Genomic DNA, 21585 nt, shown 5'->3' with positions numbered 1-21585 from the left:
ATTTTTTTCGAAACATCAATGCGTGTCCCGGGACTTGACAATTCGCTCCGGGCGCGGCGAAGCTCATGCACCATGAGTCGGGGGGCGTCTCGCCTGGCGCGTAGCCAGCAGGCGCTATGGGAGTTCGTGTCCTGCTTCGCGCCGTCCGATCCGGGCGTGCTGGGCTACAACGTGTTCGAGACGACGACCTGGATTGAATCCGTTGACGTCAATGTATTTCGGCACGCCGTTGCCGATGTCGCGGCCCGTCACGATGCCCTGAGAATCGTATTCGATTCGGTTTCCATCGATCCCGGAATACGTGTTCTCGACGACGTCGAACCGCCGGTCGCGTTCACCGACCTGACCGCCGAGCCGGCCTCGCGGCGCGAGCTGCTGCGGGGCAGCATCCTCGGCGTCGAGCGCGGCCGCGCCTTCGACCTGAGCGCGGGTCCACTGTGGAGCGTCGTGCTGCTGCGCGAGGCGCCGGACCGGCACACCGTCGGCGTGACCCTGTTCCACCTCATCGCCGACGGCTGGTCGACCGGCGTGCTCCTGCGCGACCTGCGGGCCGCGTACCGGGCGCGCACCGGCGCCGGCCCGGCGCTGCGCCCGCTGAAGCTGTCCTACGCGGCGGCCATGGCGGACCCGGACCTCGGCCCGGCGGATCGGCGCCGCCGGGACGAGTTCTGGCGGCGCACCCTCACCCCGCTGCCCGACGCGTGGCCGTTCGAGCGGTCCGCGGCCCCGCCGGACGTCACCGCGGAGGCGACGCTCGGCCTGCCCATGGAGGCGGGGCTCGCCGGGCGGCTGCACGCGTTCGCCCGGGCGCAGCGGATCACGCCGTTCCTGCTGTACCTCGCCGCGTACCGGATCCTGCTGGGCGCGCGGACGGGGCGGCCGCGGCTGGTCCTCGGCACCGCCACCGCGGGCCGCGACGAGCCCGGCGCCGAGGACCTCGTCGGGCAGTTCACCAACAACGTGTACGTCGCCACCACCATCGGCCCGGGCACGTCCCTGCTGGACGCGATCGCCCTGGTGCGCTCGTCGATGTACGAGGCGGTCCGGCACACCGCGTCCTTCACCGAGATCGCCCGCGCCGTGAACCCGGACTTCGACGCGATGCGCCCGTGGCCGTTTCTGCTGCTGTACCACTCGTGGTTCCAGTCCGCCGCCCCGACGAACGACCCGCCGCCGGACCGCCGCGAGGTCCGCTCCCGCGCGCGCAAGCCGGCCGGGACGGTCCTCGACGAGCGCGCGGCGCGGCTGTGGGCCAAGCGCGGCGAACCCGGGCTCGTGGTGCGCCACGACCGCCGCGGCGCGTCGATGCAGTACAACCCGACGATCTACCCGCGCGCGACGATGCTGGAGACGCTGGAGGGCTACACGGCGGTGCTGGGCGCCCTGCTCACCGACCCCGGCCGGCGCGTCGGCGACCTCGAGCTTCCCTGACCGGGCCCGCCCGCCGCGATGGAGAATGGTCGGGTGATCTGGTGGATCGGCGGAGCGCCGTGCTCCGGCAAGTCGACCGTCGCGGGGCTGCTCGCCGGCGCGCGGGACCTGCCCCTCTACTCGTGCGACGACGCGTTCGAGCGCCACGGCGGCCCCACCTTCGACAAGGTCCGGGCGATGAGCGCCGGGGAACGGCTCGCCCAGCCCGTCGAGGTGCAGGTCGAGGACGTCTTCCGGCTCGGCCGCGAGGAGTTCCCGCTCATCCTCGCCGAGCTGCCCGAGACCGGGATCGCCGAGGGCGCGGCCCTGCTGCCGGAGCTGCTCGACGCGCACGACGTGCCCCGCGACCGTGCCGCGTTCGTCGTGCCGGCCGAGGAGTTCCAGCGGCGGCAGTACCGTCGCCGGGCGTGGGCCCTCGAGCTCGTCGCCGGGACCGCGGACCCCGAGGGCGCGTTCGACCGGTGGATGGAGCGCGACGCGACGTTCGCGCGGCTCCTCGCCGACCAGGCGCGCGACCTCGGCTACCCGGTCGTCACGGTCGACGGGTCCGAGGGGGCCGAGGACATCGCGGCGGCCGTCAGCGTGCTGTTCGACTGGGGGCGTGGATCCGCGCGGCCATGACGCAGCCGAGCGCGAAGCCGGCCAGCACCAGGAACATCCCCGGGTCGGAGCTCAGGTCGTCCGCGATGTCCCAGAGCTCGGCCGAGTCCGGGTGCGGCAGGCCGAACGCGTGGTGGGTCATGGCGGCCACCATCCACATCGGAGCCCCCGCGGGGTCGTACTGGCCTCAGTAGCGCACCATGATGGCCGCGGCCGTGGCGACGAACGCGCCCAGGATGCCGGCGATCCACCCCGCGCGCTGCCGCGCACCCCGCACGAGCAGGGCCGCCACCGCCAGCGCCGCCATCAGCAGCCAGCAGAACACCGCGACCTCGATGGTGTGCCGGTCGGCCGCGAAGCGGGTGTCGATCAGCGGGGCGACGAGCGCGAACAGCGCGCCACCGGGCAGGGTCACGGCCGGGATCAGCAGCACCACCGGCACCCGCCGCGGCACGTACGTCCCGCCCAGCACCGCCATCGCGACCGCGACGGCGATCGCCAGGGGCATGAACCCGACCATGAGGCAGTACGCGAGGTAGCCCCCGGTCACGGCGAGGGCCGGCAGCACGACGAGCAGGCGCACGCACGACCAGACGCCGCGGGCCGCCGGGACGACCGAGAACGCGCGGACGCGGGGCCGGGAAGCGGCCAGGCTCGCCGCGAACGTCAGCGCCCGCCCACGCCGGCCGGCGGCCGCGAGCGCGTGGACCTCCGCGGACCACTCGGCGAGCATCTCCGCGCGCAGCTCGTCCGGCCAGCGCAGGGCCGCGATCGCGAGCAGCAGCGCGGCGAGGCGGCGGGTCACCACGCCGGCCTCGGCTCGCCCGCCGGTCCGGCGGCGTCGCCGAGCTGGGCGCGCAGCTCCGCGAGCGCCTGGCGGGCCTGCGCCACGCCCTCCGCGGTGAGCCGGTAGAGCCGCCGCGCGGGACGGCCGGCCGCGGCCGGCTCGATGCCCTCCCAGCGCCGCTCCAGCCAGCCGGCCTCGGTGAGCCGGGTGAGGATCGGATAGAGCGTCCCGCTGGCCAGCCCCGCGGCCCGCATGAGCTCGAGGCCGTAGTGATCGTCCTCGGGCGCGGCGAGCAGGGCCGCCAGCACTCGCGCCGTCGGCACGGTGATGCGCATGGACGTCACTATATCGCCGCTCTACATAGGGTCAAGCCCGGTAGCATGGCGGACGGCTTCCAGGGCGCCGCCGGTCCGCGGGAATGGGCTCAGCCCACCTGGCGATGCGCGGCATGCGTCACCATCGTTCTCCTTTCGGCCTGACGAGCGGACACAGGCACACGAGAGGAGGCCGCCGTGCCGACCCGAGGCATGCCCGAACGCCCCAATCTGGAGCACTTCCGCCGCCAGGCCCGCACCCTGCAGCGAGCCGTGCGCGCGGGCGAGCCCGACGCCGTCGCGCGGATCGCCCGCGGCCACCCCGCGCCGCCCGCCGGCCCGGCCCTGCCGCTGAACGCGGCCCAGCTCGTGATCGCCCGCGAATACGGGTTCCCGAGCTGGCCCCGCCTCACCCGATACCTCCGGACCGTCGCCGAGCACGGCTGGGACACCACGCTCGGCGCGGCGCCGGCGCCCGACCCAGCCGACGAGTTCTGCCGGCTCGCCTGCCTGACGTACTCGCGCGAGGACGGTCCCGAGCGCTGGGCACAGGCGCGCGAGCTGCTGCGCCGGCACCCCGATCTCACCGCCGGCAGCATCTGGGCCGCGGCCGCCGCCGCCCGCCCGGACGACGTCGCCCGGCTGCTCGCCGAGCGGCCCGGCCTCGCGTCGGCGCCCGGCGGGCCGCTGCGCTGGCGGCCGCTGTTCTGCCTGGTCTACTCCCGGGCCGACCCCGGCGTCGAGGCGGAGCGGGTGCTGGCGGTCGCCCGGCTGCTGCTCGACGCCGGCGCCGACCCGGACGACGGGTACCTCTTCGACGGCCTCCCCTCCCCGTTCACCCTCCTGACCGGGGTCTTCGGGGCCGGGGAGCTGGGCCGCGTCCGCCAGCCGCCCCACCCGCACTGGAAGGCCCTGGGCACGCTGCTGCTGCGCGCCGGCGCCGACCCCAACGACGCCCAGACGCTCTACAACCGCATGTTCGAGCCCGACGACTCGCACCTGGAGCTGCTCTTCGAGCACGGCCTCGGCACCGGCGACGGTGGGCCGTGGAAGGCGCGGATCGACACCCTGCCGACCCCGGCCGAGATGCTGCGCGTGCAGCTGCGGTGGGCCGTCGAGCATCGCCAGGCGGGACGCGTACGACTCCTGGCGGAGCACGGCGTGGACCTCGCGGCGCCGTTCACCGGCGACGGGCCGCCCTGGGCCCCGGGCGACGGCCGCACCCCGCTCGAGCTGGCCGAGCTCTACGGCGACGCCGCGATCGCCGCGTACCTCCTCGAGCGGGGCGTGCCCCGGCCCGCGCCCGATCCGGCGCACGACCTCATCGCCGCCGCGTTCCGGGCCGACGCCGCCGCCGTGGACCGCATCGCCGCCGAGCACCCCGGCGCCGCGGCCGAGGCCCGGCGCCGCCGCCCCGGGCTGCTCGTGTGGGCCGCGGCCCGTGCCCCTGGTGAGACGGTCGCGCTGCTGGCCGGGCTCGGCTTCGACGTCAACGCGTTCGGGCGCGGCGACGCCCCGGCCGAGGGCGCCTGGGAGACCGCGCTGCACCACGCCGCGGGCAACGGCGACGCCGGCCTCGTCCGGCGGCTGCTCGACCTCGGCGCCGACCCGGACCTGCGGGACCGCCGCTTCGGCGCCACCCCGCTCGACTGGGCTCGGCACTTCGCCCAGGACGCGACCATCGCCCTGCTCGAACCACTGAGGAGCGATTGACAAAAAATTCTTTTATGTAAAGACTGGTTTTCGCCATGAGAAACGTCGTGTACCTCGAGCACATCGAGCAGGCCGAGGCCCTGCTCAAGCCGCAGCGGATCGACGTGCTGCGGCAGCTCGCCGAGCCCCGGTCGTGCACCGAGGTGGCGGCCGAGCTCGACCAGACCCCGCAGCGGGTCTACTACCACGTCAAACGCCTGCTGGAGGCCGGCCTCGTCGGGCAGGTCGCCGAACGGCGGGTCCGCGGCATCCACGAGGGCATCTACCAGGCCGCCGGCCGGTCCTACTGGCTGTCCCCGGCCCTGGTCGGCCGGATCGGGCTGCGCCAGACCCGCGACCAGCTCAGCCTCGGCTACCTCGTCGACCTGATGGAAGACGTCCAGGCCGACGTCGCCGCGCTCGACCTGACCCGGCCCGACCTGCCCTCCATCGCCATCTCCGGCGACATCCGCGTCGCTCCCGACCAGCGCCAGGCCTTCCTCGACGACCTCCAGCGCACCCTGCAGGAGCTCTTCACCCGCCACGGCGGCGCCACCGGCGACGCGTTTCGCCTCGCCGTCGCCTGTTACCCGAAAGAGGCACCCGATGACCGAACCTCAGATGACCCAGCCTGACCTTCGCATCCGGGCCGCTCTCCCGGCGCCGCTCAAAACCGTCCACGAAGCCCTCACCGACCCCGCCGCCCTGCGCGTCTGGCTGACCGAACACGCCCACGTCGACCTGCCCGGCGGCACCTACCAGTTCTGGGGCCCCACCACCCCCGACGGCGCCGAGCCGCACCAGCGGCTGCTGCACGCCGACGAGCACACCATCCGCTTCGCGTGGACCGTCGGCGGTGTCGAGACCACCGCCCAGTTCGACCTCGCCGAGGACGAGGACGGCACCCTGGTCACGCTGAGCCAGACCGACCTGCCGAGCTTCCAGGAGGTCATCTCCGACACCGCCGGCGCCCGCGGCGCGATCCAGACCTTCTGGACCCTCGCCATCGCCAACCTGGCCGACTACCTCGACGGCCGCGACCTGACCCCCAGGTGCGACTTCACCTCCGCCGAGCTGCACGCCTCGGTCGTGATCGACGCGGCACCGGACGCGGTGTTCGACTCGATGACCCAGCCGGAGCAGATTCGGCAGTGGGTCGGCGCCCACGTCGACGTCGAGCCCTACGTCGGCGGCCGGTTCGCGATGGGCGGGTTCGAGCTGGACCAGGCCGGGGCCCGGTTCCTCGAGTTCGAGCCGGGCCGCGGGGCGGTCCTGCGGTGGGCCGACGGGATGACGGAGACCTGGGAGCTGGAGGGCTCCGAGGGCAAGACCCGGCTCACCGTGACGCACAGCGGCTTCGACACCACCAACCCGCCCTACCCGGGCTGGGCCGGCTGGCTCAGCGGCCTCGCCGGGCTGCGGCGCCACCTTGAGCGGCCGGGCGCGCGCTCGATCTGGCGCGGGCTCGAGGTCGCCGGCCTCCCCGCCGGCATGATGGCCGACGATCAGGTCTAGCCCGTCGTTCGGCCGGGCTTGGTGCGGGCCCGGCGGAGCAGCGACAGCACCGCCGGCCCGCGAGCGCGCGTCGAGCAGCAGCACCGCGCCGCACCCGGCGACGAGGGCGGAGCCGACACCTCCCCGATGACGTCTCCGGACTCACGGATCGCCGAGGAGCGCGTTTGATACGCCCTTGCGGGGCGCGGGACCGCGGGGCGTCTCCCGGGCCCGGATCACCACCGGGTCTCGTCGGCCGGCTCCCCCAGGGACGCCCGGCGCCAGCCGCCGGAGGCGCTCACGTCCGTCGCGTCGCGCACCCCGTGGGACTCGGCCAGGAAGCCGAGCACCTCGGCGCCGTCGTCGAGGCGGACCCGGCCCAGGCCGAGCGGGGCCGGGACGGTGTCGAGAAGCGCGCCGACGGCCTGGTGCGGCAGCCGCCACACCTCGACCGCGATCCCGGCGGCCGGGCCGTCGCCGGTGTGCACGAGGCCGGGGCGCGCGACGCCGGGGCCGGGCAGCTTGAACAGGCGGTAGCCGGGACCGGTGCGGGCGCGGTGCTCGAGGGTCGCGCCGAGCCCCGCGAGCTGCCCGTTGAGCGGCAGGCCGGACATGTGCGCGCCGGCGACCGCGACCAGGGTGGTGCCCGGCGGCGGGGCGGGCGACGGCTCCGCTTCGCCGGTCCAGCGGGCCGCCAGGTCCAGCAGCGGGCGGTCGGCGAAGGCGGGGCCGATGAGCTGCACGCCGAACGGCAGCCCGTCCGCGCGGGGCGGGCCCGGCACGGCGACGGCGCACAGGTCGAGCAGGTTGACGAAGTTGGTGTACGTCCCGAGGCGCGCATTCACCGCGACCGGCTCGGCGGCCACGTCGGCCCGCCGCGGGTGGCCCGGCGTCGTGGGCAGCAGGAGCGCGTCGACGTCGAGCCAGGTGGGCTCGGTCGCCTGCCGGAACGCGGCGAGCCGGTCCAGGCCCGCGAAGACCTCGGCGCCGGTGACGTCCCGCCCCGGGGTCACCACGGCGCGGACGGTCGGGTCGGCGTGCTCCCCGGCCGCCTCCAGCAGCGCGCCGAAGCCGTTCCAGCGCTCGGCCAGCCATGGCCCGCCGTACAGCAGCGTCGCCGCGGCGAGGAAGTCCTCGATCGCGACGGGCACGAGCCGCCCGAGCGTGGCCGCGTGCCCGAGGGCCGCGCGCCAGGCGGTCTCGTGCTCGGGGTCGAGGTCGAGCGGGCCGGCGGGCACGCCGATGAGGCGCGGGCGGGCCGCGACGTGGGCCGGGAGCCGGGGCGGGGCCGGGCGCGACCACGGGTCGGCGGGGTCGGGCGCCGCGAGCACGGCGAGCGCGGCCCGGGCCTCGGCGACCGTGCGGGTGAAGGTGGTGACGCAGTCGAGGGAGCGGCAGGCGGGCAGCACGCCGGCGGTGGAGATCAGGCCGCGGGTCGGCTTGAGCCCGACGATGCCGTTGAACGCGGCCGGGACGCGGCCCGAGCCGGCGGTGTCGGTGCCGAGCGCGAGGGGCACCAGGCCGCTCGCGACCGCGACCGCGCTGCCGGAGCTGCTGCCGCCGCTGACGTGCTCGGCGCTGAACACGCTGTGGCAGGCGCCGTACGGGCTGCGGGTCCCCACGAGCCCGGTGGCGAACTGGTCCATGTTGGTCTTGCCCACCGGTACCGCGCCCGCCTGCTCGAGCCGGCGCACCGCCGAGGCCGACTGCTTCGCGGGGTGCTCGGCCAGGGCCGGGCAGGCCGCGGTCGTGGGCAGGCCCTCGACGTCGATGTTGTCCTTGACGGCGAAGGTCAGCCCGTGCAGCGGCCCGCTCGGGGCGAGCCGCTGCCGGTCGCGGACCTCGCCGGGGTCCAGGCGGCTGATCCAGATCATGACGCCGGGATCTTGCCGACGACGCCGTCGACGAAGTAGTCGATGGCCTCGATCGTCTTGTAGTCGGGGACGGTGCCTGCGGCGATGCGCACCTGGCCGGACTGGTCGGCGACGGGGCCGAGGAAGGGCGAGCCGTCCTTGCCGATCCTCGCCTTGGCCGCGTCGACGAGCGCCTTGGTCTCGGCGCCGACGGCGGGTCCGTAGGGCGACTGCACGAACGGGTTGTCGCCGGTCTTGTAGCCGACGCGATAGTTCGCGTTGAACTCGCTGCCGCTGAACCGGCCGTCGAGCGCGGTCTTGACGATCTTCACGTACAGCGGGTCCCAGTTCCACTGCGAGCCGGTGAGCCAGCCCTTCGGGGCCAGGGCGCTGGCGTCGGCGTGGTAGCCGACGGAGTACGCGCCCGCGGCCTCGGTCGCGCGGATGACGGTCGCGGTGCAGTCCTGGTGCTGGCTGATCACGTCGACGCCCTGGGCCAGCAGGCTCTTGGCCGCCTCGGCCTGCTTGGCCGGGTCGCACCAGTTCGAGGTGTTCACGACGTAGGTCTTGGCCTGCGGGTTCACCGACTTCGCGCCGAGCTCGAAGGCGTTGATGTTGTCGAGGGTCTGCGAGATCGGGAAGGCGTACACGTAGCCGAGCTTGCCGGTCTTCGTGGTCTTCCCGGCCACGATCCCGGCGAGGTACACCGGCTCGTAGACGGTGCCGAAGTAGGTGCCGAAGTTCGCGGGCATGGTGCCGTCGACGATGTTGCCCTGCTGCACCACCACGACGTCCGGGTGGGCCGCGGCGACCTTCAGGGCCGGGTCCTTGTGGCCGTACGACGTCGCGAAAATGATCTTCGCACCCTTGCGGATCATGCCCTCCATGATGCGGGTGGCGTTGTCGTCCTCGGGCACGTTCTCGGCGGTGAGCACCTCGAGGCCCGGGTAGGCCTTGGCCACCGCCTGGCTGCCCTGGTAGGCGGCCTGGTTGTAGCCGTAGTCGTCCTTCGGCCCGACGAAGATGAAGCCGATCTTGGTGCTGCCGGCGCCGGGCGCGGAGCCCTCCGCCGCGGCCGGGGTGGCGCCGGTGTTCGTGGAGCACGCGGCCAGCAGCGCCAGCGCGGCCGCCGGGATCAGTAACCGTCTCATGTGGACCTTCCCGTCATGTCGAAGACCTTCGCGAGGGACTCGGGTGCGGTGTTGCCGCGGCGCCGGCCGAGCACGACCAGCGCGATCAGGGTGACCAGGTAGGGCAGCGCGTCGAGGACGAACTGGTTGAGGCCGATGCCGCGGGCCTGCAGCGCCGGGGAGAGTGCGAGGGCGGCGCCGAAGAGGTAGGCGCCGGCCACCGCCCGCAGCGGGTGCCAGGCGGCGAAGATGACCAGCGAGACCGCGATGAACCCGCGCCCGGCCGTCATGTTCTCGAACCAGGCGTTGGCGTAGGCGGTGGACAGCTGGGCGCCGCCGATCCCGGCGAGCAGGCCGCCCGCCACGACCGCGAGGTAGCGCACGAGCAGGGGCGAGCGGCCGTAGGTCCGCAGCACCTCGGGCCGCTCCCCGGCGGCGCGCAGAGCCAGGCCCCAGCGGCTGCGGTACAGCAGCCACCACATCGCCGGCGCGACGAGGTAGGAGGCGTAGGTGAGCGGGTCGTGGTCGAAGAGCACCGGGCCGAGCACCGGGATGTCCGACAGCAGCGGCACGGCGTAGGGCTCGAAGGTGGTGATGGAGCGGCCGACGTACGCCGCGCCGAACAGCGACGTGAGCCCGAGCCCGAGGAAGAGCACCACGAGGCCGTTGGCGAGCTGGTTGGCGCCGCGGGACAGCACGAGCACGGCGTGCACGAGGGCGAGCAGGGCCCCGGCGGCCGCCCCGGCCGCGGCGCCGAGCAGCGGGTCGCCGGTCTCGGCGGTGACCGCGTAGGCGGCTAGGGCGCCGGTGAGCATGCTGCCCTCGGCGCCGAGGTTGACGACCCCGGCCCGCTCGGCGATGGTCTCGCCGAGCGCCACGAAGAGGATGGAGGTGCCGCCCCGGACGGCCCCGGTGGCGACGTCGATGACGAGGCTCATGCTGCGGTCTCCTTCGCCTTCCACCTGGTGCCGAGGGCGACCAGGAGCACCACGGCCATCAACACGTTCACCGAGGCGGCCGGGAGGCCCGCGTCGATCTGGAGGCTGTCGCCCGCCATCGCGATCGCGGCCAGCAGCAGCGCCGCGGCGGCCACCCGCAGCGGCCGGTGCAGGGCCAGCCAGGAGGCGAGGAAGCCGACGTAGCCGAAGCCCGTGGTCATGCCGGGCCGCAGCTTGAACTCGGTGCCGGCGAAGTGCAGCAGGCCGGCCAGCCCGGCGAGGGCCCCGCCGGCGAGCATCGCGCCGAGCAGCAGCGGCCCGACGCGCAGCCCAGCCCGACGCGCCGCCTCCGGGTTGCCGCCGACGACCCGCAGCCGGAAGCCCCACGCCGTGCGGTTGAGCGCCCACCAGACCGCGGCCAGCGCGGCGAGCGCGAGCACGATGCCGGCGTTGACGGTCGTGTTCGCCAGCAGCGGGAGCCGGGCGGTGCCGGGCAGCGGGCGCGACGACGGCTGGCCGAAGCCGGAGGCGTCCTTCCACGGCGCGTAGATCAGGCCGAGCATGAGGTCGACGGCGAGGAAGTTGAGCAGCAGGGTGCTGATCGCCTCGTTGACCTGCACGCCGATGCGCAGCAGGGCGGCCAGCCCCGCCCAGGCGGCGCCGGCCAGCATCGCCGCGGGGACCATGAGCGCGAGGACGGCCCCGCCGGGCAGGTGCCGGTCGGTGAGCAGCCCGATCCCGGCGGCGCCGACGGCCCCGGCCACGATCTGGCCCTCGCCGCCGACGTTGAGCAGCCCGGCCCGGGCCGGCACCGCGACCGCGAGGCCCGCGAGCAGCAGCACGGCGAAGCGCACCAGCACGGTCTCGGCCTGCGCGGGGTCCACGAGGGAGGTGAGCATGTCGCGGTACATCGACAAGGGCTCGACGCCGCGAGCCGCGACGAACGCGCCGAAGATGACGGGTGCGGCCACGACGGCGACGAGCCACTTCATGCCGGGCCACTGCAATACGGGCGACTGCATTACGGGCCACTTCATGCCGGGCCGCCCACCATGAGCGCGCCGATCGCCTGCCGGTCGGTCCCGGCCGGCCGCACGACGCCCGCCAGCCGCCCGTCGTGCAGCACGGCGATGCGGTCGGCGATGGCCATCAGCTCGTCGAGGTCCTCGGACACGACCAGCACCGCGGCCCCCCGGTCCCGCTGTTCGAGCAGCAGCTCCTGGGTGCGGCGGGTGGTGGCGACGTCGAGGCCCCGGCTGGGGTAGGCGGCCACGACCACGGCCGCGGGCCGGGCCAGGGCGCGGGTGAGCACGACCCGCTGGATGTTGCCGCCGGAGAGCTCGGCCATCACGCGGTGGCCCGGGGCCATGCGCAGCCCGGCGTCGCGGTCCCGCTCGGCGGACTCGGCCCGGACCCGCTTCCAGTCGATGCCCAGCCGCCGCCGCACCGCCCGCAGGTCGGCCAGGGCCAGGTGCTCGTCGATGCTGAGGCCGGGCACGACCGCGTCGGCGATCGGGTCCTCCGGCACGCCGACCGCGCCCGCGGCGATGGCCTCGCGCGGGTCGCCGCGGCGCAGGTCGCGCCCGCCGAGCCGGACGGTGCCGGCCGCCGCCGGGCGCTGACCGAGGATCACCTCGCACAGCTCGCGCTGGCCGCTGCCGGCGACCCCGGCCACGCCGACGAGCTCGCCCGCGGCGACGGTGAGGCCGACCTCGCGCAGCGCGCCCGCGCTCACGCCCTCGAGGACCACGACGGGTTCGGCGTCGCCGGGCGGGGGCGGGCGGTGCTCACGCAGGGGCGGTACCGATCGCCCGACCATCGCCTCGACCAGGTCGGCGTCGGTGTGCGCGGCCGGGTCGGCGTTGCGCAGCACCACCTTCCCGCCGCGCAGCACGGTGACCCGGTCGGCGACGGCCCGGGCCTCGCCGAGCTTGTGGGTGATGATGACGATCGACAGCCCGCCCGCCCGCAGCGCGCCGACGGCCGCGAAGAGCGCGTCGACCTCCTGCGGGGCCAGGACGCTGGTCGGCTCGTCCAGGATGAGCAGGCGGGCGCCGGTCATGAGCGCCTTGAGGATCTCGACGCGCTGGCGCTCCCCGATCGACAGGTCGCGCACGAGCCGGTCGGGGCGCACCGGCAGGCCGTACCGCTCGGCCGCCTCCTCGATGCGGCGGGCCAGGCGGCGCCGGTTGAGCCGGATCCCGCGCAGGGGCAGGGCGAGGGCGATGTTGTCGGCGACCGTGAACGCCGGGACGAGCCGCAGGTCCTGGAACACCATGCCGATGCCGGCGGTGCGCGCCGCGGCCGGGGAGTCGATGCGGGCCGGGGCGCCGTCGATGAAGAGCGCGCCCGCGTGCGGCCGGTACACGCCGTAGATGAGCTTCATGAGGGTGCTCTTGCCGGCGCCGTTCTCCCCGAGCACCGCGTGCACCTCACCGGCGGCGACGTCGAAGTCGACCGCGTCGTTGGCCAGCACCTCGCCGAAGCGGCAGGTCAGGCCCCGCACCGAGAGCAGCGCCGGCGCGGCGTCCACTTGGGTTGTCCCGTACACGGTTCCTATAGGATCGCCCGGTTGTTTCACACACGTGAATCGGTCGTAACGGGTTTCGTTGATCCAGCTCGTATAGGATTGCGCCGTGACGATCGAAGGTCTGCCGCCGCTGCCCGACGGCCGGCGCACCGGCCACACCGGCGACCGGGTCCGGCAGGTGCTGCAGGAGGCGATCCTGGAGTCGGTGCTGCCGCCCGGCGCGCACCTCAACGCCGACAGCCTCGCCAAGCAGCTCGGCGTGAGCCACATCCCGGTCCGCGAGGCCCTGCGCTCCCTGGCCGCCGACGGCTGGATCGAGCAGCGCCCGCACGCGGGCGCGTTCGTGCGCGAGCGCAGCGAGCACGAGCTGGCCGACCTGTTCGAGACGCGGCAGCTGCTGGAGTCGCAGTCCGCCGCGCTGGCCGCCGAGCGCCGCGGCCCGGCCCAGCTCGCCGCGCTGGACGCGATGCTGGCCGAGCAGGCCGCGACCGGCGATCCCGTCGAGCTCGCCCGCATCAACGCGCGCTTCCACGTGCTGGTCGCCGAGTGCTCGCAGAACGAGCTGATGAGCGGGTTCGTGCGGGTGCTGAGCCTGCGCGCCCGCTTCTACTTCTCGACGGTCGCCCCGCACCGGGCGGTCTCGTCACTGCGCGAGCACACCGCCCTGGTCGACGCGATCCGCCGCCGCGACGCGGCCGAGGCCGCGCGGATCGCCCGCGCGCACGTGCGCAGCACCGGCGACGACGTCCTGAAGACCCTGAAAACACTGCGCGACGAGGCGTGACACATACTCGGCGCATGCGGCGGTCGAACCCACCCGGCGTGCACGCCACGGCCGGCTACAGCCACATCACGATCTCCGAGGCGGGCCGGCTCGCGCACCTCGCCGGGCAGTGCCCGCTCGACCTCGCCGGCGAGGTGGTCGGCGCCCCCGGCGACGTCGACGCCCAGACCGACCAGGTGATCGCGAACTGCCTCACGGTGCTCGCCGCGGCCGGCGCCGCGCCCGCCGACGTGGTGCGCTCCGTCATCTACGTGGTCAGCGGCGACAGCGAGGTCCTGGCGGCGGTGTGGCGGCGGCTCACCGGCTCGCCGCTGGGCCCGGCCTTCACGTCGGCGAGCACGCTGCTGGGCGTGGCCGCCCTCGGCTACCGCGGGCAGCTGGTCGAGGTCGACCTCACCGCCGCGCTGGGGTAGAGGCGGGCCCGGTCAGTCAGTCGATCAGCCGGTCCGGTCCTCGTAGGCGGCCCGGCTGGCCTCGATGTGCGGGACGTGCTCCATCGCCCAGCCCGCGAGCGCGAGGGCCGGCGGCAGCAGGCTGCGGCCCATGGCGGTCAGGGTGTACTCCACCCGCGGCGGCACCTCCGCGTGCACCACGCGCGTGACCAGCCCGTCGCGCTCCAGGTGGCGCAGGGTCAGCGTGAGCATGCGCTGGGAGATGCCCGGGATCTGCTGGTGCAGGTCGGTGAAGCGCAGCGTGCTCTGGTCGAGGGTCGCCACCACGAGCAGCGTCCACTTGTTGCAGATGTGGTCCAGGATGGCGCGGATCGCGCGGCCGCCGTCGCCGCGGATCATGCACGGGTGGAAGTACTCGTCCACGACAGCTCCTTGTGCCTCACGCACACGCGTGTGCCTTTTGTACGCCCTCCGATAGTGACGCATCATGGGGCTCCTTACGAACAGGAACCATCCTGGTGGAGGCCGTCATGGAGCTCGCGTACTGGATCGTCGCCGGACTGCTCGCACTGTTCTACCTCTACGCCGGCGGCAAGAAGACCGTCCAGAGCAAGGAGCGACTCCAGCCGATGATGGGCTGGGTCGACACCATGCCGATGCCGCTGGTGCGCACCATCGGCGCGCTGGAGATCGCCGGCGCGCTCGGGCTGGTCCTGCCGCCGCTGACCGGGATCGCGCCGGGGCTCGCGATCGCCGCGGCGGCCGGGCTGGTGCTGATCCAGGTCGGCGGCATCGTGACGCACGTGTCCCGCGGCGAGGCCCGCCTGATCGGGCTCAACATCGGGCTGCTGGTCGCCGCGGGCGTGGCCGTCTGGCTCGGAACGGTCTGGCTGTAGTCCCCAGTAGCCTCAGTCCAGGTCGGACAGGTCGAGGACGAAGCGGTACCGCACGTCGCCCCGCTCCAGCCGCGTGAGCGCCTCCGCGACGCGGCCGGACGGGAGCAGCTCGATGTCGGCCGTGATCCCGCGGCCGGCGCAGAACTCGAGCAGCTCGGCCGTGCCCTTGGTGCCGCCGGTGCCGGACGAGGACAACTTCTTGCGCCCCATCAGCAGGTCCATCGCGTTGACGGGGACCTGCGCGAGGTACCCCAGCAGGCTCAGCGTCCCGTCCAGCGCCACGAGCCGCAGCAGCGGGGACAGCTCGTGCGGCGCGGAGATGGTGTCCAGCACCAGGTCGAACCGGTCGCGGGCGCCGCGCATCCCCTCCTCGTCGGTGGTGAGCAGCAGGTCCCCGGCGCCGAGGGCGCGGGCGTCGGCGGCCTTGCCCGGGGTGCGGCTGAGCACGGTGACCTCGGCGCCGAGGGCGGCGGCGAGCTTGACCGCGAGGTGCCCGAGCCCGCCGAGCCCGGCGACGGCGACGCGGGTGCCGGGCCCGACGCCGGCCGCGCGCAGCGGCTCCCACACCGTGATCCCGGCGCACATGAGCGGCGCGGCAGCGGCCGGGTCGAGGCCGGCGGGCAGCGGGTAGGCGAAGGTCTCGCGCAGGACGTACTCGCGGCTGTAGCCGCCGAACGCCCCCGCCTTCCCGCCGTAGGTGAGCGCCGGGAACTCGTGGCAGTAGTTCTCCTGGCCGGCACGGCACATCGGGCACCCCCCGCAGGAGTCGACGATCGTGCCGACCGCGACCCGGTCCCCGGCCGCGAAGCGGGTCACCGCGGCGCCGGTTTCGGCGACGGTACCGGTGAACTCGTGCCCCGGCACCAGGGGCGCGCCGCCGCGGTGGATGGCGTGCAGGTCGCTGTGGCAGACGCCGCAGAAGTCGACGCGCACGGCGATGTCGTCGGGCCGCAGGTCGCGCCGCTCGATCGGCACCCGCTTCAGCGCCGTGGAGCCGTTGGTGCTCTGCCAGGCCGTGGTCGTACGCATGGATGCTCCCTAAACAAACAGACTGTTCGGTCTGTCTCGACCGTAACAGACCAACCAGTCTGTTTGCTAGGCTGGGCCGCATGCCGGAGCTGCCCTCGACCGCGCGCGGGACCGCGACGAGCCGCCGCATCCTGGACGCGGCGGCCGAGGAGTTCGCCGAGCGCGGCATCGCGGGCGCTCGCGTCGACCGGATCATCCAGGCCGCGCGCACGAACAAGGCGCAGCTCTACGCCTACTTCGGCGGCAAGGACGGCCTCTTCGACGCGGTCGTCGCGGACTCGGTCGACCGGATCACCGATGCGGTCCCGTTCGACGCCGAGGACCTGCCGGGCTGGGCCGTGCGGATGTACGACGAGTACCTCGAGCACCCCGGCCTCGTGCGGCTCGTCACCTGGATCCGCCTCGAGCGCCGCCCCACCGGCCCGCTGCTGAGCGACGCCGACCACCGCCGCAAGGTCGACGCCGTGGCCGCCGCCCAGGCCGCCGGGATGATCCGCCCCGGCGACCCGTTCGACCTGCTGGTCATGGTCATCGCGCTGTCGTGCGCCTGGTCCCCGGCCAGCGGCGTGTTCACCGCGGCCGCCGCGGACCCGGCCGAGGACCACGACCGCCGCCGCGCCCTCCTACACGACAGCGTCCGCCGCGCCATCGCCCCGTGAGCCGCGACGCACGGCGATGAGCCCAATCGCGAACAGGGCGGCGAAGAAGAGCCCGTCGGGCAGCAGGAACCAGGCGCCGGGCAGGCCCAGCGCGCCGATCACGCACGAGACGATCACCGCCACGCCGATCCACCAGGGCAGGACGCGGGCGCGCAGGATCGCGATGCCGAGGCAGAGCGAGCCGGCCACGAGGGCCAGCAACGCGACGCCCTCGAACGCGGCGAACCCGGCCGGCTCCTGCGCGGGCAGGCCGCCGTGCGCGACGAGGTACGGCTTCACGAACGCCTCCGTCGTGCCCTCCCCCAGGTTGAGCATGACCAGGGCCGCGAAGATGCCGACGTAGCCGGCGAGGTGCAGCCGCGGCGCCCGGCCGGCGAAGGTGAGCAGCACCGGCAGGCCGAGCGCGACCACGACGTCGCCGGCGAGCGCGATGCCCTCGAACAGGGGCCAGAGGTGGTAGCGGTACACCTCCTCGCCAGTGCCCGGCGCGAGCAGGTTGGCGGCCAGGTAGCCGAGCAACGCGACGATCGGGCCGGCGATGAGCGCCCAGCCGGCGAGGCGCCTCAGGTTCAGGGTCATGGTGTCCTCCAGCGGGATTTCGGGTCGGTCCACAGCGTCGGGCCCGGCGGCCGCCCGCGTCGTCGTCCCCGGGTCGCGAAGCCCGGCCGGGAATTGCGACCTCCGGATGACGTGTGCGGGCCGCCGCCGCCGTTACGGTGCCGGTGTGCTGTTCGATGCGCTGTTCGCGCTCGTGGTCACGGCGTTCGCCCAGATCGACCTCGCGCTCGGGCTCGACAACTCGACGCCGTACGGCCCGCGGCCGGTCGTCGTCGCCGTGACCCTGGTGGCCACCGCGGTGCTCGCGCTGCGGCGGATCGCGCCCCTGGGCACCGCGGTCACCGTCGCGGTCGCGGTCGGCGGCCCGATGCTCGCGGCACCGCTGACCGTCACGATCTGGGGCGACTTCCTGCCGATCCTGATCGCGGTCTACTCGGTCGCCCGGCACGCCGACCGGGTCCGGGCCCTCGCCGGCGGCGGCGCGATCGTCGCCGGGCTGGTGGTCGTGTTCGTGCGCAACCCGGAGTCGGGGACGGCGGGGAACGTTCCGTTCGTGGCGGTCCCGCTGGCCGCCTGCCTGGTCGCCGGGCGGGTCCTGCGGGCCCGGGCGCGCAGCCACTCCGACGACCGCGCCCGCGCGCTGCGGCTCGAGGCCGAGCGGGACACGGCGATCGCGGCCGCGGTGGCCGACGAGCGCGCCCGCATCGCCCGCGAGCTGCACGACATCGTGGCCCACTGCGTGAGCGTGATGGTGGTGCAGGCGGGCGCGGCCGAGGACCTGCTCGACCGCGACCCGCCCCGCGCGCGGGCGCCGCTGCGGTCGGTGCAGGAGACCGGGCAGGAGGCGGTCGCCGAGCTCGGGCGGATGCTCGGGCTGCTGCGCGGCGAACGGGCCCGCCTCGCGCTCGCGCCGCAGCCCGGCACCGCCGACCTGGCCGCACTCGTCGAGCACATGGCGGGCATCGGGCTGCCGGTCGAGCTCGTGGTGGAGGGCGAGCCGCGGGCGCTGCCGCCGGGGGTGGAGCTGACCGTGTACCGCATCGTGCAGGAGGCGCTCACCAACGCCCTCAAGCACGCCGCGCCGACCACCGCCCGGGTGCTGCTGCGCTACGACGAGCAGGGCGTGCAGGTGCGCGTCCACGACGCCGGGCGCGCGGGCGGCACCGGCTCCGCGCCCGAGACCCGGGTCGGGCACGGGCTGATCGGGATGCGCGAGCGCGTCGGGCTCTACGGCGGCTCGCTGGAGACGGCGTCCGAGCCCGGGGCCGGGTTCACGGTCCGCGCTCGGCTGCCGCTGCCGGCGGTACCCCGGTGATCCGCGTGCTGCTCGCCGACGACCAGGCACTCGTGCGGGGCGGCTTCCGCTCGATCCTCGACGGGCAGGACGACATCGACGTGGCCGGCGAGGCGGCCGACGGGGCCGAGGCGGTGTCGCTGGCCCTCACGCTGGCGCCCGACGTGATCCTGATGGACATCCGCATGCCCCGGCTGGACGGCATCGAGGCGACCCGGCGCCTGCTCGCGGGCGGGCGCAGCCGGGCCCGGGTGCTCATGCTCACCACGTTCGACGAGGACGAGTACGTGTACCAGGCGCTGCGGGCCGGGGCGAGCGGCTTCCTGCTCAAGAGCGCGCCGCCGCGGGAGCTGGCCGGGGCGGTGCGGACCGTCGCCGCCGGCGAGGCACTGCTGGCGCCCGAGATCACGCGGCGGATGATCGAGGAGTACGTCCGGCGGCCGCGGCCGGGCGCCGCACGGCCCGCCGGGCTGGAGATGCTCACCCCGCGCGAGCTGGAGGTGCTCGGGCTGATCGCGCGGGGGCGCTCCAACGCCGAGATCGGGGCGCAGCTGTACCTCAGCGAGCCCACGGTGAAGACGCACGTCACGCGGATGCTGGCCAAGCTCGGGCTCCGCGACCGCGTGCAGGCCGTCGTGTTCGCCTACGAGTGCGGCCTGGTGCGGCCCGGGGGCTGAGTCAGAGCAGCTTGAGGGTGCGGGCCGAGCGCGCGCTGGACTCGGCCAGCTCCGCGTCGATGCGCTCGTTCTGCGCCGACGACACGACGACCGCGGCCGACTCGCCGACCAGCGCCTCCATGGCCCGCGACCGCAGGCCGTTCGGCGGGTGCGAGTCGAACAGCGAGACCCGCTCCAGCGACGCCTCCCGCCGGTCCGGCAGGTTGGGCCCGACCTCGACGAGCAGCTTGGCGATCGACTCCGGCCACTCCGCGAGGGGCCGCCCGGCGCGCGCGTTGCGCTTGATGAGCATCACGACGCTCTCGCTCAGCAGCAGCACGTCGAACAGCTCGGCCGCCGCGACCCGCCCGGCCACGGTCGCGGCGAGCCGGTCGGCCCGGTACTCGGCCCGCTGCCCGTCGCGCACCGCGAGCAGCGCCATGCCGAGGCGGAACGGCAGGATCGCGGCCCGCAGCACGCCGGTCACGAGCGCCATCACGATCCGCGTGGCGATCGAGGCCGTGCCCATGCGCACCGGCACGAGCCACTCGTCGACCCGCTGCAGCGCGATGACCGCCGGCTGCACCAGCAGGCCGCGGCGCGGGTCGCCGTTGACGAAGTGCCCGAGCTCGTGGCCGAGCAGGGCGACCCGCTGCTGGGCCGAGAGCGCGTTCCACAGCGGCAGGCCGAGCACCAGCACGGGCCGGCGGCGCAGCCCGACCGCGGCGGCGCTCGCGTTGAACCAGTCCTCCTCGACGTGGACGGCGGGCACCGGGGCGCCCAGCGCCGCCGCCACCTGACCGACCAGCCGGTGCAGCTCGGGGGCGGCGGCCGGGGCGACCTCGGTCGCGTACTTCGGCACCCGCCCGAACCGCGGCCGCAGCTCCACCGCCATGGCGATCAGGACCACCCCGGGCACGAGGCCGAAGCCGGGGAACGACAGGCCGCTCAGCCACAGGCCGAGGGCCAGGATCGCGGCGATCAGCGCGTACAGCACCAGGCTCATGACGGTGAGCAGCGCCGATGCCGCGGTGCCGCCCGGGCGGCCGCCGAGCTGCGCCTCGAACGCGCTACGGCTGTGCCGCAGGGCCAGGCGGTGCGACGAGCGGCCGATCCAACGCCACAGGCGATCCGGAGTCACGGCGTGGAATCATGCCCTATTCCCCGCGAAAGAGGGAGAGCACGCCGTCGGGCGCGCTGTCGCCGAAGATGAGCTCGAAGTCGCGCCAGGCCTCGGTGCCCTCGTCGTGGCCCCGCGGGAACAGGTCCCGCTCGTAGGCGGCGAGCGCGGCCTCGGGGTCGCCCGGGTGCGCGGCGATCGCCTCGCCGAGCTCCGCGCCGTCGAGCATGGCCAGGTTGGCGCCCTCCCCGTTCGGCGGCGACAGGTGCGCGGCGTCGCCGAGCAGGGTCACCCCGGGCACCCGGTCCCACCGGTGCCCGATCGGCAGCGCGTTGATGGGGCGCAGGACCGGCGGGGTCTCGCAGTCGGTGATCAGCGCGGTGAGCTCCGGGGCCCAGCCCTCGAACTCCCGCGCGATGCGCGCCGCGGCCGCGGCCGAGTCGGTGAAGTCGATGGCGGCGAACCACTCCCGCGGCTTGGACAGCGCCACGTAGGTGTGCAGGGTCGCGCCGGTCTCACGGTGCGCCTGGATGCCCTTGCCCGGCTCGACGGCGAGCATCGACCCGCCGCCGACGGTCTTCGCGGTGGCCGGGTGGCGGACGTCGGCGTCGAACAGGTACGTCTCGACGAAGGAAAGGCCGGTGTAGGCGGGTGTGCCGCCGGACAGCACCGGGCGCACTCGCGACCAGGCGCCGTCCGCGCCGACGAGCAGGCTCGCGACGTCGGTGGAGCCGTCGGCGAACGCGATCTCGTAGCGCCCGTCGCCGATGGCCCGCACGCCGGTGACCTTGTGCCCCCAGCGCACCGTGCCGGCCGGGAGCGCGTCGAGCAGCGTCCGGCGCAGCTCCCCGCGCTGCACCTCGGGCCGCCCGCCGGTGCCGTCGTCGGGCTGGTCGAGCAGGACGGTCCCGTCCCGGCTCAGGATGCGCGTGGCCTCGCGCCCCTCCAGCACGAGGCCGCGGAACTCCTCCATCAGCCCGGCCGCCCGCAGCGCGACCTGCCCGTTGTGCTCGTGGATGTCGAGCATGCCGCCCTGGGTGCGGGCGGTCGGCGAGGCCTCGGCCTCGTAGACGGTCGCCGGGATGCCGTGGACGTGCAGCACGCGGGCGAGCGTGAGTCCGCCCAGACCCGCACCGATGATTGTCACCATCACAGGCTCCTTCCTGCTGGAACGTCGTTCCAACGCTAGTCTGGAACGCCGTTCCAGCGCCGTCAAGTGGCGATTCCGCACCCGCTACGGCAATCTGCATTAGTGCGGGATGCAGTACTTCGCAAGGCCGATCGGGACATGGCGGCCGCGAGCCCGGCACCGACCCCGCGCTCCTCGGGCCGGCGCTGAACTACTTCGGCTGCCTGCCGCCGGCGGAGGTCCTCGACGCGCTGCGGGACCGGCGCCACCGGCTCGACGCGCGCGCGGTCGCGGCCCGG

General features: G+C 74.7%; 24 protein-coding genes. 11 read left to right on the top strand and 13 right to left on the bottom strand.

Going from position 1 to position 21585, the window contains the following annotated elements; translation table 11 throughout:
- The first annotated feature begins 18 nt into the window (after positions 1 to 18).
- Both ABT369_RS33035 and ABT369_RS33030 read left to right on the top strand, forming a co-directional pair.
- Positions 19 to 1431, top strand: a complete 1413-nt coding sequence (locus ABT369_RS33035) for a condensation domain-containing protein (protein ID WP_350617844.1) — start codon at positions 19 to 21, stop codon at positions 1429 to 1431.
- A gap of 33 nt (positions 1432 to 1464) precedes the next feature.
- Positions 1465 to 2052: a hypothetical protein gene (locus tag ABT369_RS33030; protein ID WP_350617843.1), complete on the top strand. Its 588-nt coding sequence runs from the start codon at positions 1465 to 1467 to the stop codon at positions 2050 to 2052.
- On the opposite strand, the gene ABT369_RS33025 is transcribed toward ABT369_RS33030, so the two are convergent.
- The 3 genes from ABT369_RS33025 to ABT369_RS33015 are packed head-to-tail and all read right to left on the bottom strand — an operon-like array spanning position 2009 to position 3153.
- Positions 2009 to 2173 (bottom strand): hypothetical protein, encoded by a 165-nt coding sequence (locus ABT369_RS33025; protein WP_350617842.1) that lies wholly within the window; start codon positions 2171 to 2173, stop codon positions 2009 to 2011. The two genes, ABT369_RS33030 and ABT369_RS33025, sit on opposite strands and share 44 nt — an antisense overlap.
- A 45-nt stretch (positions 2174 to 2218) precedes the next feature.
- Positions 2219 to 2839, bottom strand: a complete 621-nt coding sequence (locus tag ABT369_RS33020) for a hypothetical protein (RefSeq protein WP_350617841.1) — start codon at positions 2837 to 2839, stop codon at positions 2219 to 2221.
- A complete protein-coding gene (locus tag ABT369_RS33015; RefSeq protein WP_350617840.1) occupies positions 2833 to 3153 on the bottom strand; it encodes a PadR family transcriptional regulator in 321 nt (106 codons plus the stop codon). Before ABT369_RS33015 ends, ABT369_RS33020 begins: the two co-directional genes overlap by 7 nt.
- A 177-nt stretch (positions 3154 to 3330) precedes the next feature.
- Between ABT369_RS33015 and ABT369_RS33010 the strand changes: the two genes are divergently transcribed.
- From ABT369_RS33010 to ABT369_RS33000, 3 genes are read left to right on the top strand one after another with little or no spacing between them, the layout of a single operon-like run.
- Positions 3331 to 4845: an ankyrin repeat domain-containing protein gene (locus tag ABT369_RS33010; protein WP_350617839.1), complete on the top strand. Its 1515-nt coding sequence runs from the start codon at positions 3331 to 3333 to the stop codon at positions 4843 to 4845.
- 35 nt (positions 4846 to 4880) lie between these two features.
- Positions 4881 to 5459, top strand: coding sequence for an ArsR/SmtB family transcription factor (locus tag ABT369_RS33005; RefSeq protein WP_350617838.1), 579 nt, complete (start codon positions 4881 to 4883; stop codon positions 5457 to 5459).
- Positions 5431 to 6339, top strand: coding sequence for an SRPBCC family protein (locus tag ABT369_RS33000; protein ID WP_350617837.1), 909 nt, complete (start codon positions 5431 to 5433; stop codon positions 6337 to 6339). Before ABT369_RS33005 ends, ABT369_RS33000 begins: the two co-directional genes overlap by 29 nt.
- A gap of 215 nt (positions 6340 to 6554) precedes the next feature.
- Here ABT369_RS33000 and atzF read toward each other — a convergent pair whose 3' ends face one another.
- From atzF to ABT369_RS32975, 5 genes are read right to left on the bottom strand one after another with little or no spacing between them, the layout of a single operon-like run.
- On the bottom strand, positions 6555 to 8192 hold the full coding sequence (atzF, locus tag ABT369_RS32995; protein ID WP_350617836.1) for an allophanate hydrolase: 1638 nt from the start codon (positions 8190 to 8192) through the stop codon (positions 6555 to 6557).
- The gene (locus ABT369_RS32990; protein WP_350617835.1) at positions 8189 to 9322 is read right to left on the bottom strand and encodes a BMP family ABC transporter substrate-binding protein; all 1134 of its coding nucleotides are present in this window, start codon (positions 9320 to 9322) and stop codon (positions 8189 to 8191) included. The genes atzF and ABT369_RS32990 overlap by 4 nt, the downstream gene beginning before the upstream one ends.
- Positions 9319 to 10239: an ABC transporter permease gene (locus ABT369_RS32985; RefSeq protein WP_350617834.1), complete on the bottom strand. Its 921-nt coding sequence runs from the start codon at positions 10237 to 10239 to the stop codon at positions 9319 to 9321. Before ABT369_RS32985 ends, ABT369_RS32990 begins: the two co-directional genes overlap by 4 nt.
- The gene (locus tag ABT369_RS32980) at positions 10236 to 11276 is read right to left on the bottom strand and encodes an ABC transporter permease subunit (protein ID WP_350617833.1); all 1041 of its coding nucleotides are present in this window, start codon (positions 11274 to 11276) and stop codon (positions 10236 to 10238) included. The genes ABT369_RS32985 and ABT369_RS32980 overlap by 4 nt, the downstream gene beginning before the upstream one ends.
- Entirely contained in the window at positions 11273 to 12790 is a 1518-nt protein-coding gene (locus ABT369_RS32975; RefSeq protein WP_350617832.1) for an ABC transporter ATP-binding protein, read from the bottom strand. Before ABT369_RS32975 ends, ABT369_RS32980 begins: the two co-directional genes overlap by 4 nt.
- Before the next feature lie 85 nt (positions 12791 to 12875).
- Here ABT369_RS32975 and ABT369_RS32970 point away from each other — a divergent pair, with 85 nt between their 5' ends.
- Together ABT369_RS32970 and ABT369_RS32965 are read left to right on the top strand one after the other, a co-directional pair.
- Positions 12876 to 13553 (top strand): GntR family transcriptional regulator, encoded by a 678-nt coding sequence (locus tag ABT369_RS32970; RefSeq protein WP_350617831.1) that lies wholly within the window; start codon positions 12876 to 12878, stop codon positions 13551 to 13553.
- Between the two features lie 14 nt (positions 13554 to 13567).
- Positions 13568 to 13966, top strand: a complete 399-nt coding sequence (locus ABT369_RS32965) for a RidA family protein (protein ID WP_350617830.1) — start codon at positions 13568 to 13570, stop codon at positions 13964 to 13966.
- Between the two features lie 24 nt (positions 13967 to 13990).
- On the opposite strand, the gene ABT369_RS32960 is transcribed toward ABT369_RS32965, so the two are convergent.
- Positions 13991 to 14368: a winged helix-turn-helix transcriptional regulator gene (locus ABT369_RS32960; protein ID WP_350617829.1), complete on the bottom strand. Its 378-nt coding sequence runs from the start codon at positions 14366 to 14368 to the stop codon at positions 13991 to 13993.
- A 107-nt stretch (positions 14369 to 14475) separates the two neighbouring features.
- Here ABT369_RS32960 and ABT369_RS32955 point away from each other — a divergent pair, with 107 nt between their 5' ends.
- The gene (locus ABT369_RS32955) at positions 14476 to 14841 is read left to right on the top strand and encodes a DoxX family protein (RefSeq protein WP_350617828.1); all 366 of its coding nucleotides are present in this window, start codon (positions 14476 to 14478) and stop codon (positions 14839 to 14841) included.
- A 12-nt stretch (positions 14842 to 14853) separates the two neighbouring features.
- Here the strand turns inward: ABT369_RS32955 and ABT369_RS32950 are convergent, their stop codons facing one another.
- Positions 14854 to 15870: an NAD(P)-dependent alcohol dehydrogenase gene (locus ABT369_RS32950; protein WP_350617827.1), complete on the bottom strand. Its 1017-nt coding sequence runs from the start codon at positions 15868 to 15870 to the stop codon at positions 14854 to 14856.
- An 80-nt stretch (positions 15871 to 15950) separates the two neighbouring features.
- Between ABT369_RS32950 and ABT369_RS32945 the strand changes: the two genes are divergently transcribed.
- On the top strand, positions 15951 to 16529 hold the full coding sequence (locus tag ABT369_RS32945) for a TetR/AcrR family transcriptional regulator (RefSeq protein ID WP_350617826.1): 579 nt from the start codon (positions 15951 to 15953) through the stop codon (positions 16527 to 16529).
- Here ABT369_RS32945 and ABT369_RS32940 read toward each other — a convergent pair.
- On the bottom strand, positions 16494 to 17108 hold the full coding sequence (locus tag ABT369_RS32940) for a hypothetical protein (protein WP_350617825.1): 615 nt from the start codon (positions 17106 to 17108) through the stop codon (positions 16494 to 16496). The two genes, ABT369_RS32945 and ABT369_RS32940, sit on opposite strands and share 36 nt — an antisense overlap.
- 145 nt (positions 17109 to 17253) lie before the next feature.
- Between ABT369_RS32940 and ABT369_RS32935 the strand changes: the two genes are divergently transcribed.
- Together ABT369_RS32935 and ABT369_RS32930 are read left to right on the top strand one after the other, a co-directional pair.
- Positions 17254 to 18402, top strand: coding sequence for a sensor histidine kinase (locus ABT369_RS32935; RefSeq protein ID WP_350617824.1), 1149 nt, complete (start codon positions 17254 to 17256; stop codon positions 18400 to 18402).
- Positions 18399 to 19058 (top strand): response regulator, encoded by a 660-nt coding sequence (locus ABT369_RS32930; RefSeq protein ID WP_350617823.1) that lies wholly within the window; start codon positions 18399 to 18401, stop codon positions 19056 to 19058. The genes ABT369_RS32935 and ABT369_RS32930 overlap by 4 nt, the downstream gene beginning before the upstream one ends.
- 1 nt (position 19059) lies before the next feature.
- Here the strand turns inward: ABT369_RS32930 and ABT369_RS32925 are convergent, their stop codons facing one another.
- Both ABT369_RS32925 and ABT369_RS32920 read right to left on the bottom strand, forming a co-directional pair.
- Positions 19060 to 20178 (bottom strand): M48 family metalloprotease, encoded by a 1119-nt coding sequence (locus ABT369_RS32925; RefSeq protein WP_350617822.1) that lies wholly within the window; start codon positions 20176 to 20178, stop codon positions 19060 to 19062.
- 16 nt (positions 20179 to 20194) lie between these two features.
- Positions 20195 to 21307 (bottom strand): FAD-dependent oxidoreductase, encoded by a 1113-nt coding sequence (locus tag ABT369_RS32920; RefSeq protein WP_350617821.1) that lies wholly within the window; start codon positions 21305 to 21307, stop codon positions 20195 to 20197.
- Between the last annotated feature and the right edge of the window lie 278 nt (positions 21308 to 21585).

It is taken from the genome of Dactylosporangium sp. NPDC000244 (assembly GCF_040300725.1).
GTDB lineage: Bacteria > Actinomycetota > Actinomycetes > Mycobacteriales > Micromonosporaceae > Dactylosporangium.
The sequence above is the reverse complement of the archived record's forward strand: the minus strand, read 5'-3'. Positions and strand labels throughout refer to the sequence as shown.

What these genes read in the sequence shown, in the direction of transcription:
- ABT369_RS33035 (WP_350617844.1), top strand. Translation starts at nt 19, where the DNA reads ATGCGTGTCCCGGGACTTGACAATTCGCTCCGGGCGCGGCGAAGCTCA.
- ABT369_RS33025 (WP_350617842.1), bottom strand. Translation starts at nt 2,173, where the DNA reads ATGACCCACCACGCGTTCGGCCTGCCGCACCCGGACTCGGCCGAGCTC.
- ABT369_RS33015 (WP_350617840.1), bottom strand. Translation starts at nt 3,153, where the DNA reads ATGCGCATCACCGTGCCGACGGCGCGAGTGCTGGCGGCCCTGCTCGCC.
- ABT369_RS33005 (WP_350617838.1), top strand. Translation starts at nt 4,881, where the DNA reads ATGAGAAACGTCGTGTACCTCGAGCACATCGAGCAGGCCGAGGCCCTG.
- ABT369_RS33000 (WP_350617837.1), top strand. Translation starts at nt 5,431, where the DNA reads ATGACCGAACCTCAGATGACCCAGCCTGACCTTCGCATCCGGGCCGCT.
- atzF (WP_350617836.1), bottom strand. Translation starts at nt 8,192, where the DNA reads ATGATCTGGATCAGCCGCCTGGACCCCGGCGAGGTCCGCGACCGGCAG.
- ABT369_RS32990 (WP_350617835.1), bottom strand. Translation starts at nt 9,322, where the DNA reads ATGAGACGGTTACTGATCCCGGCGGCCGCGCTGGCGCTGCTGGCCGCG.
- ABT369_RS32985 (WP_350617834.1), bottom strand. Translation starts at nt 10,239, where the DNA reads ATGAGCCTCGTCATCGACGTCGCCACCGGGGCCGTCCGGGGCGGCACC.
- ABT369_RS32980 (WP_350617833.1), bottom strand. Translation starts at nt 11,276, where the DNA reads ATGAAGTGGCCCGTAATGCAGTCGCCCGTATTGCAGTGGCCCGGCATG.
- ABT369_RS32965 (WP_350617830.1), top strand. Translation starts at nt 13,568, where the DNA reads ATGCGGCGGTCGAACCCACCCGGCGTGCACGCCACGGCCGGCTACAGC.
- ABT369_RS32955 (WP_350617828.1), top strand. Translation starts at nt 14,476, where the DNA reads ATGGAGCTCGCGTACTGGATCGTCGCCGGACTGCTCGCACTGTTCTAC.
- ABT369_RS32950 (WP_350617827.1), bottom strand. Translation starts at nt 15,870, where the DNA reads ATGCGTACGACCACGGCCTGGCAGAGCACCAACGGCTCCACGGCGCTG.
- ABT369_RS32945 (WP_350617826.1), top strand. Translation starts at nt 15,951, where the DNA reads ATGCCGGAGCTGCCCTCGACCGCGCGCGGGACCGCGACGAGCCGCCGC.
- ABT369_RS32940 (WP_350617825.1), bottom strand. Translation starts at nt 17,108, where the DNA reads ATGACCCTGAACCTGAGGCGCCTCGCCGGCTGGGCGCTCATCGCCGGC.
- ABT369_RS32920 (WP_350617821.1), bottom strand. Translation starts at nt 21,307, where the DNA reads ATGGTGACAATCATCGGTGCGGGTCTGGGCGGACTCACGCTCGCCCGC.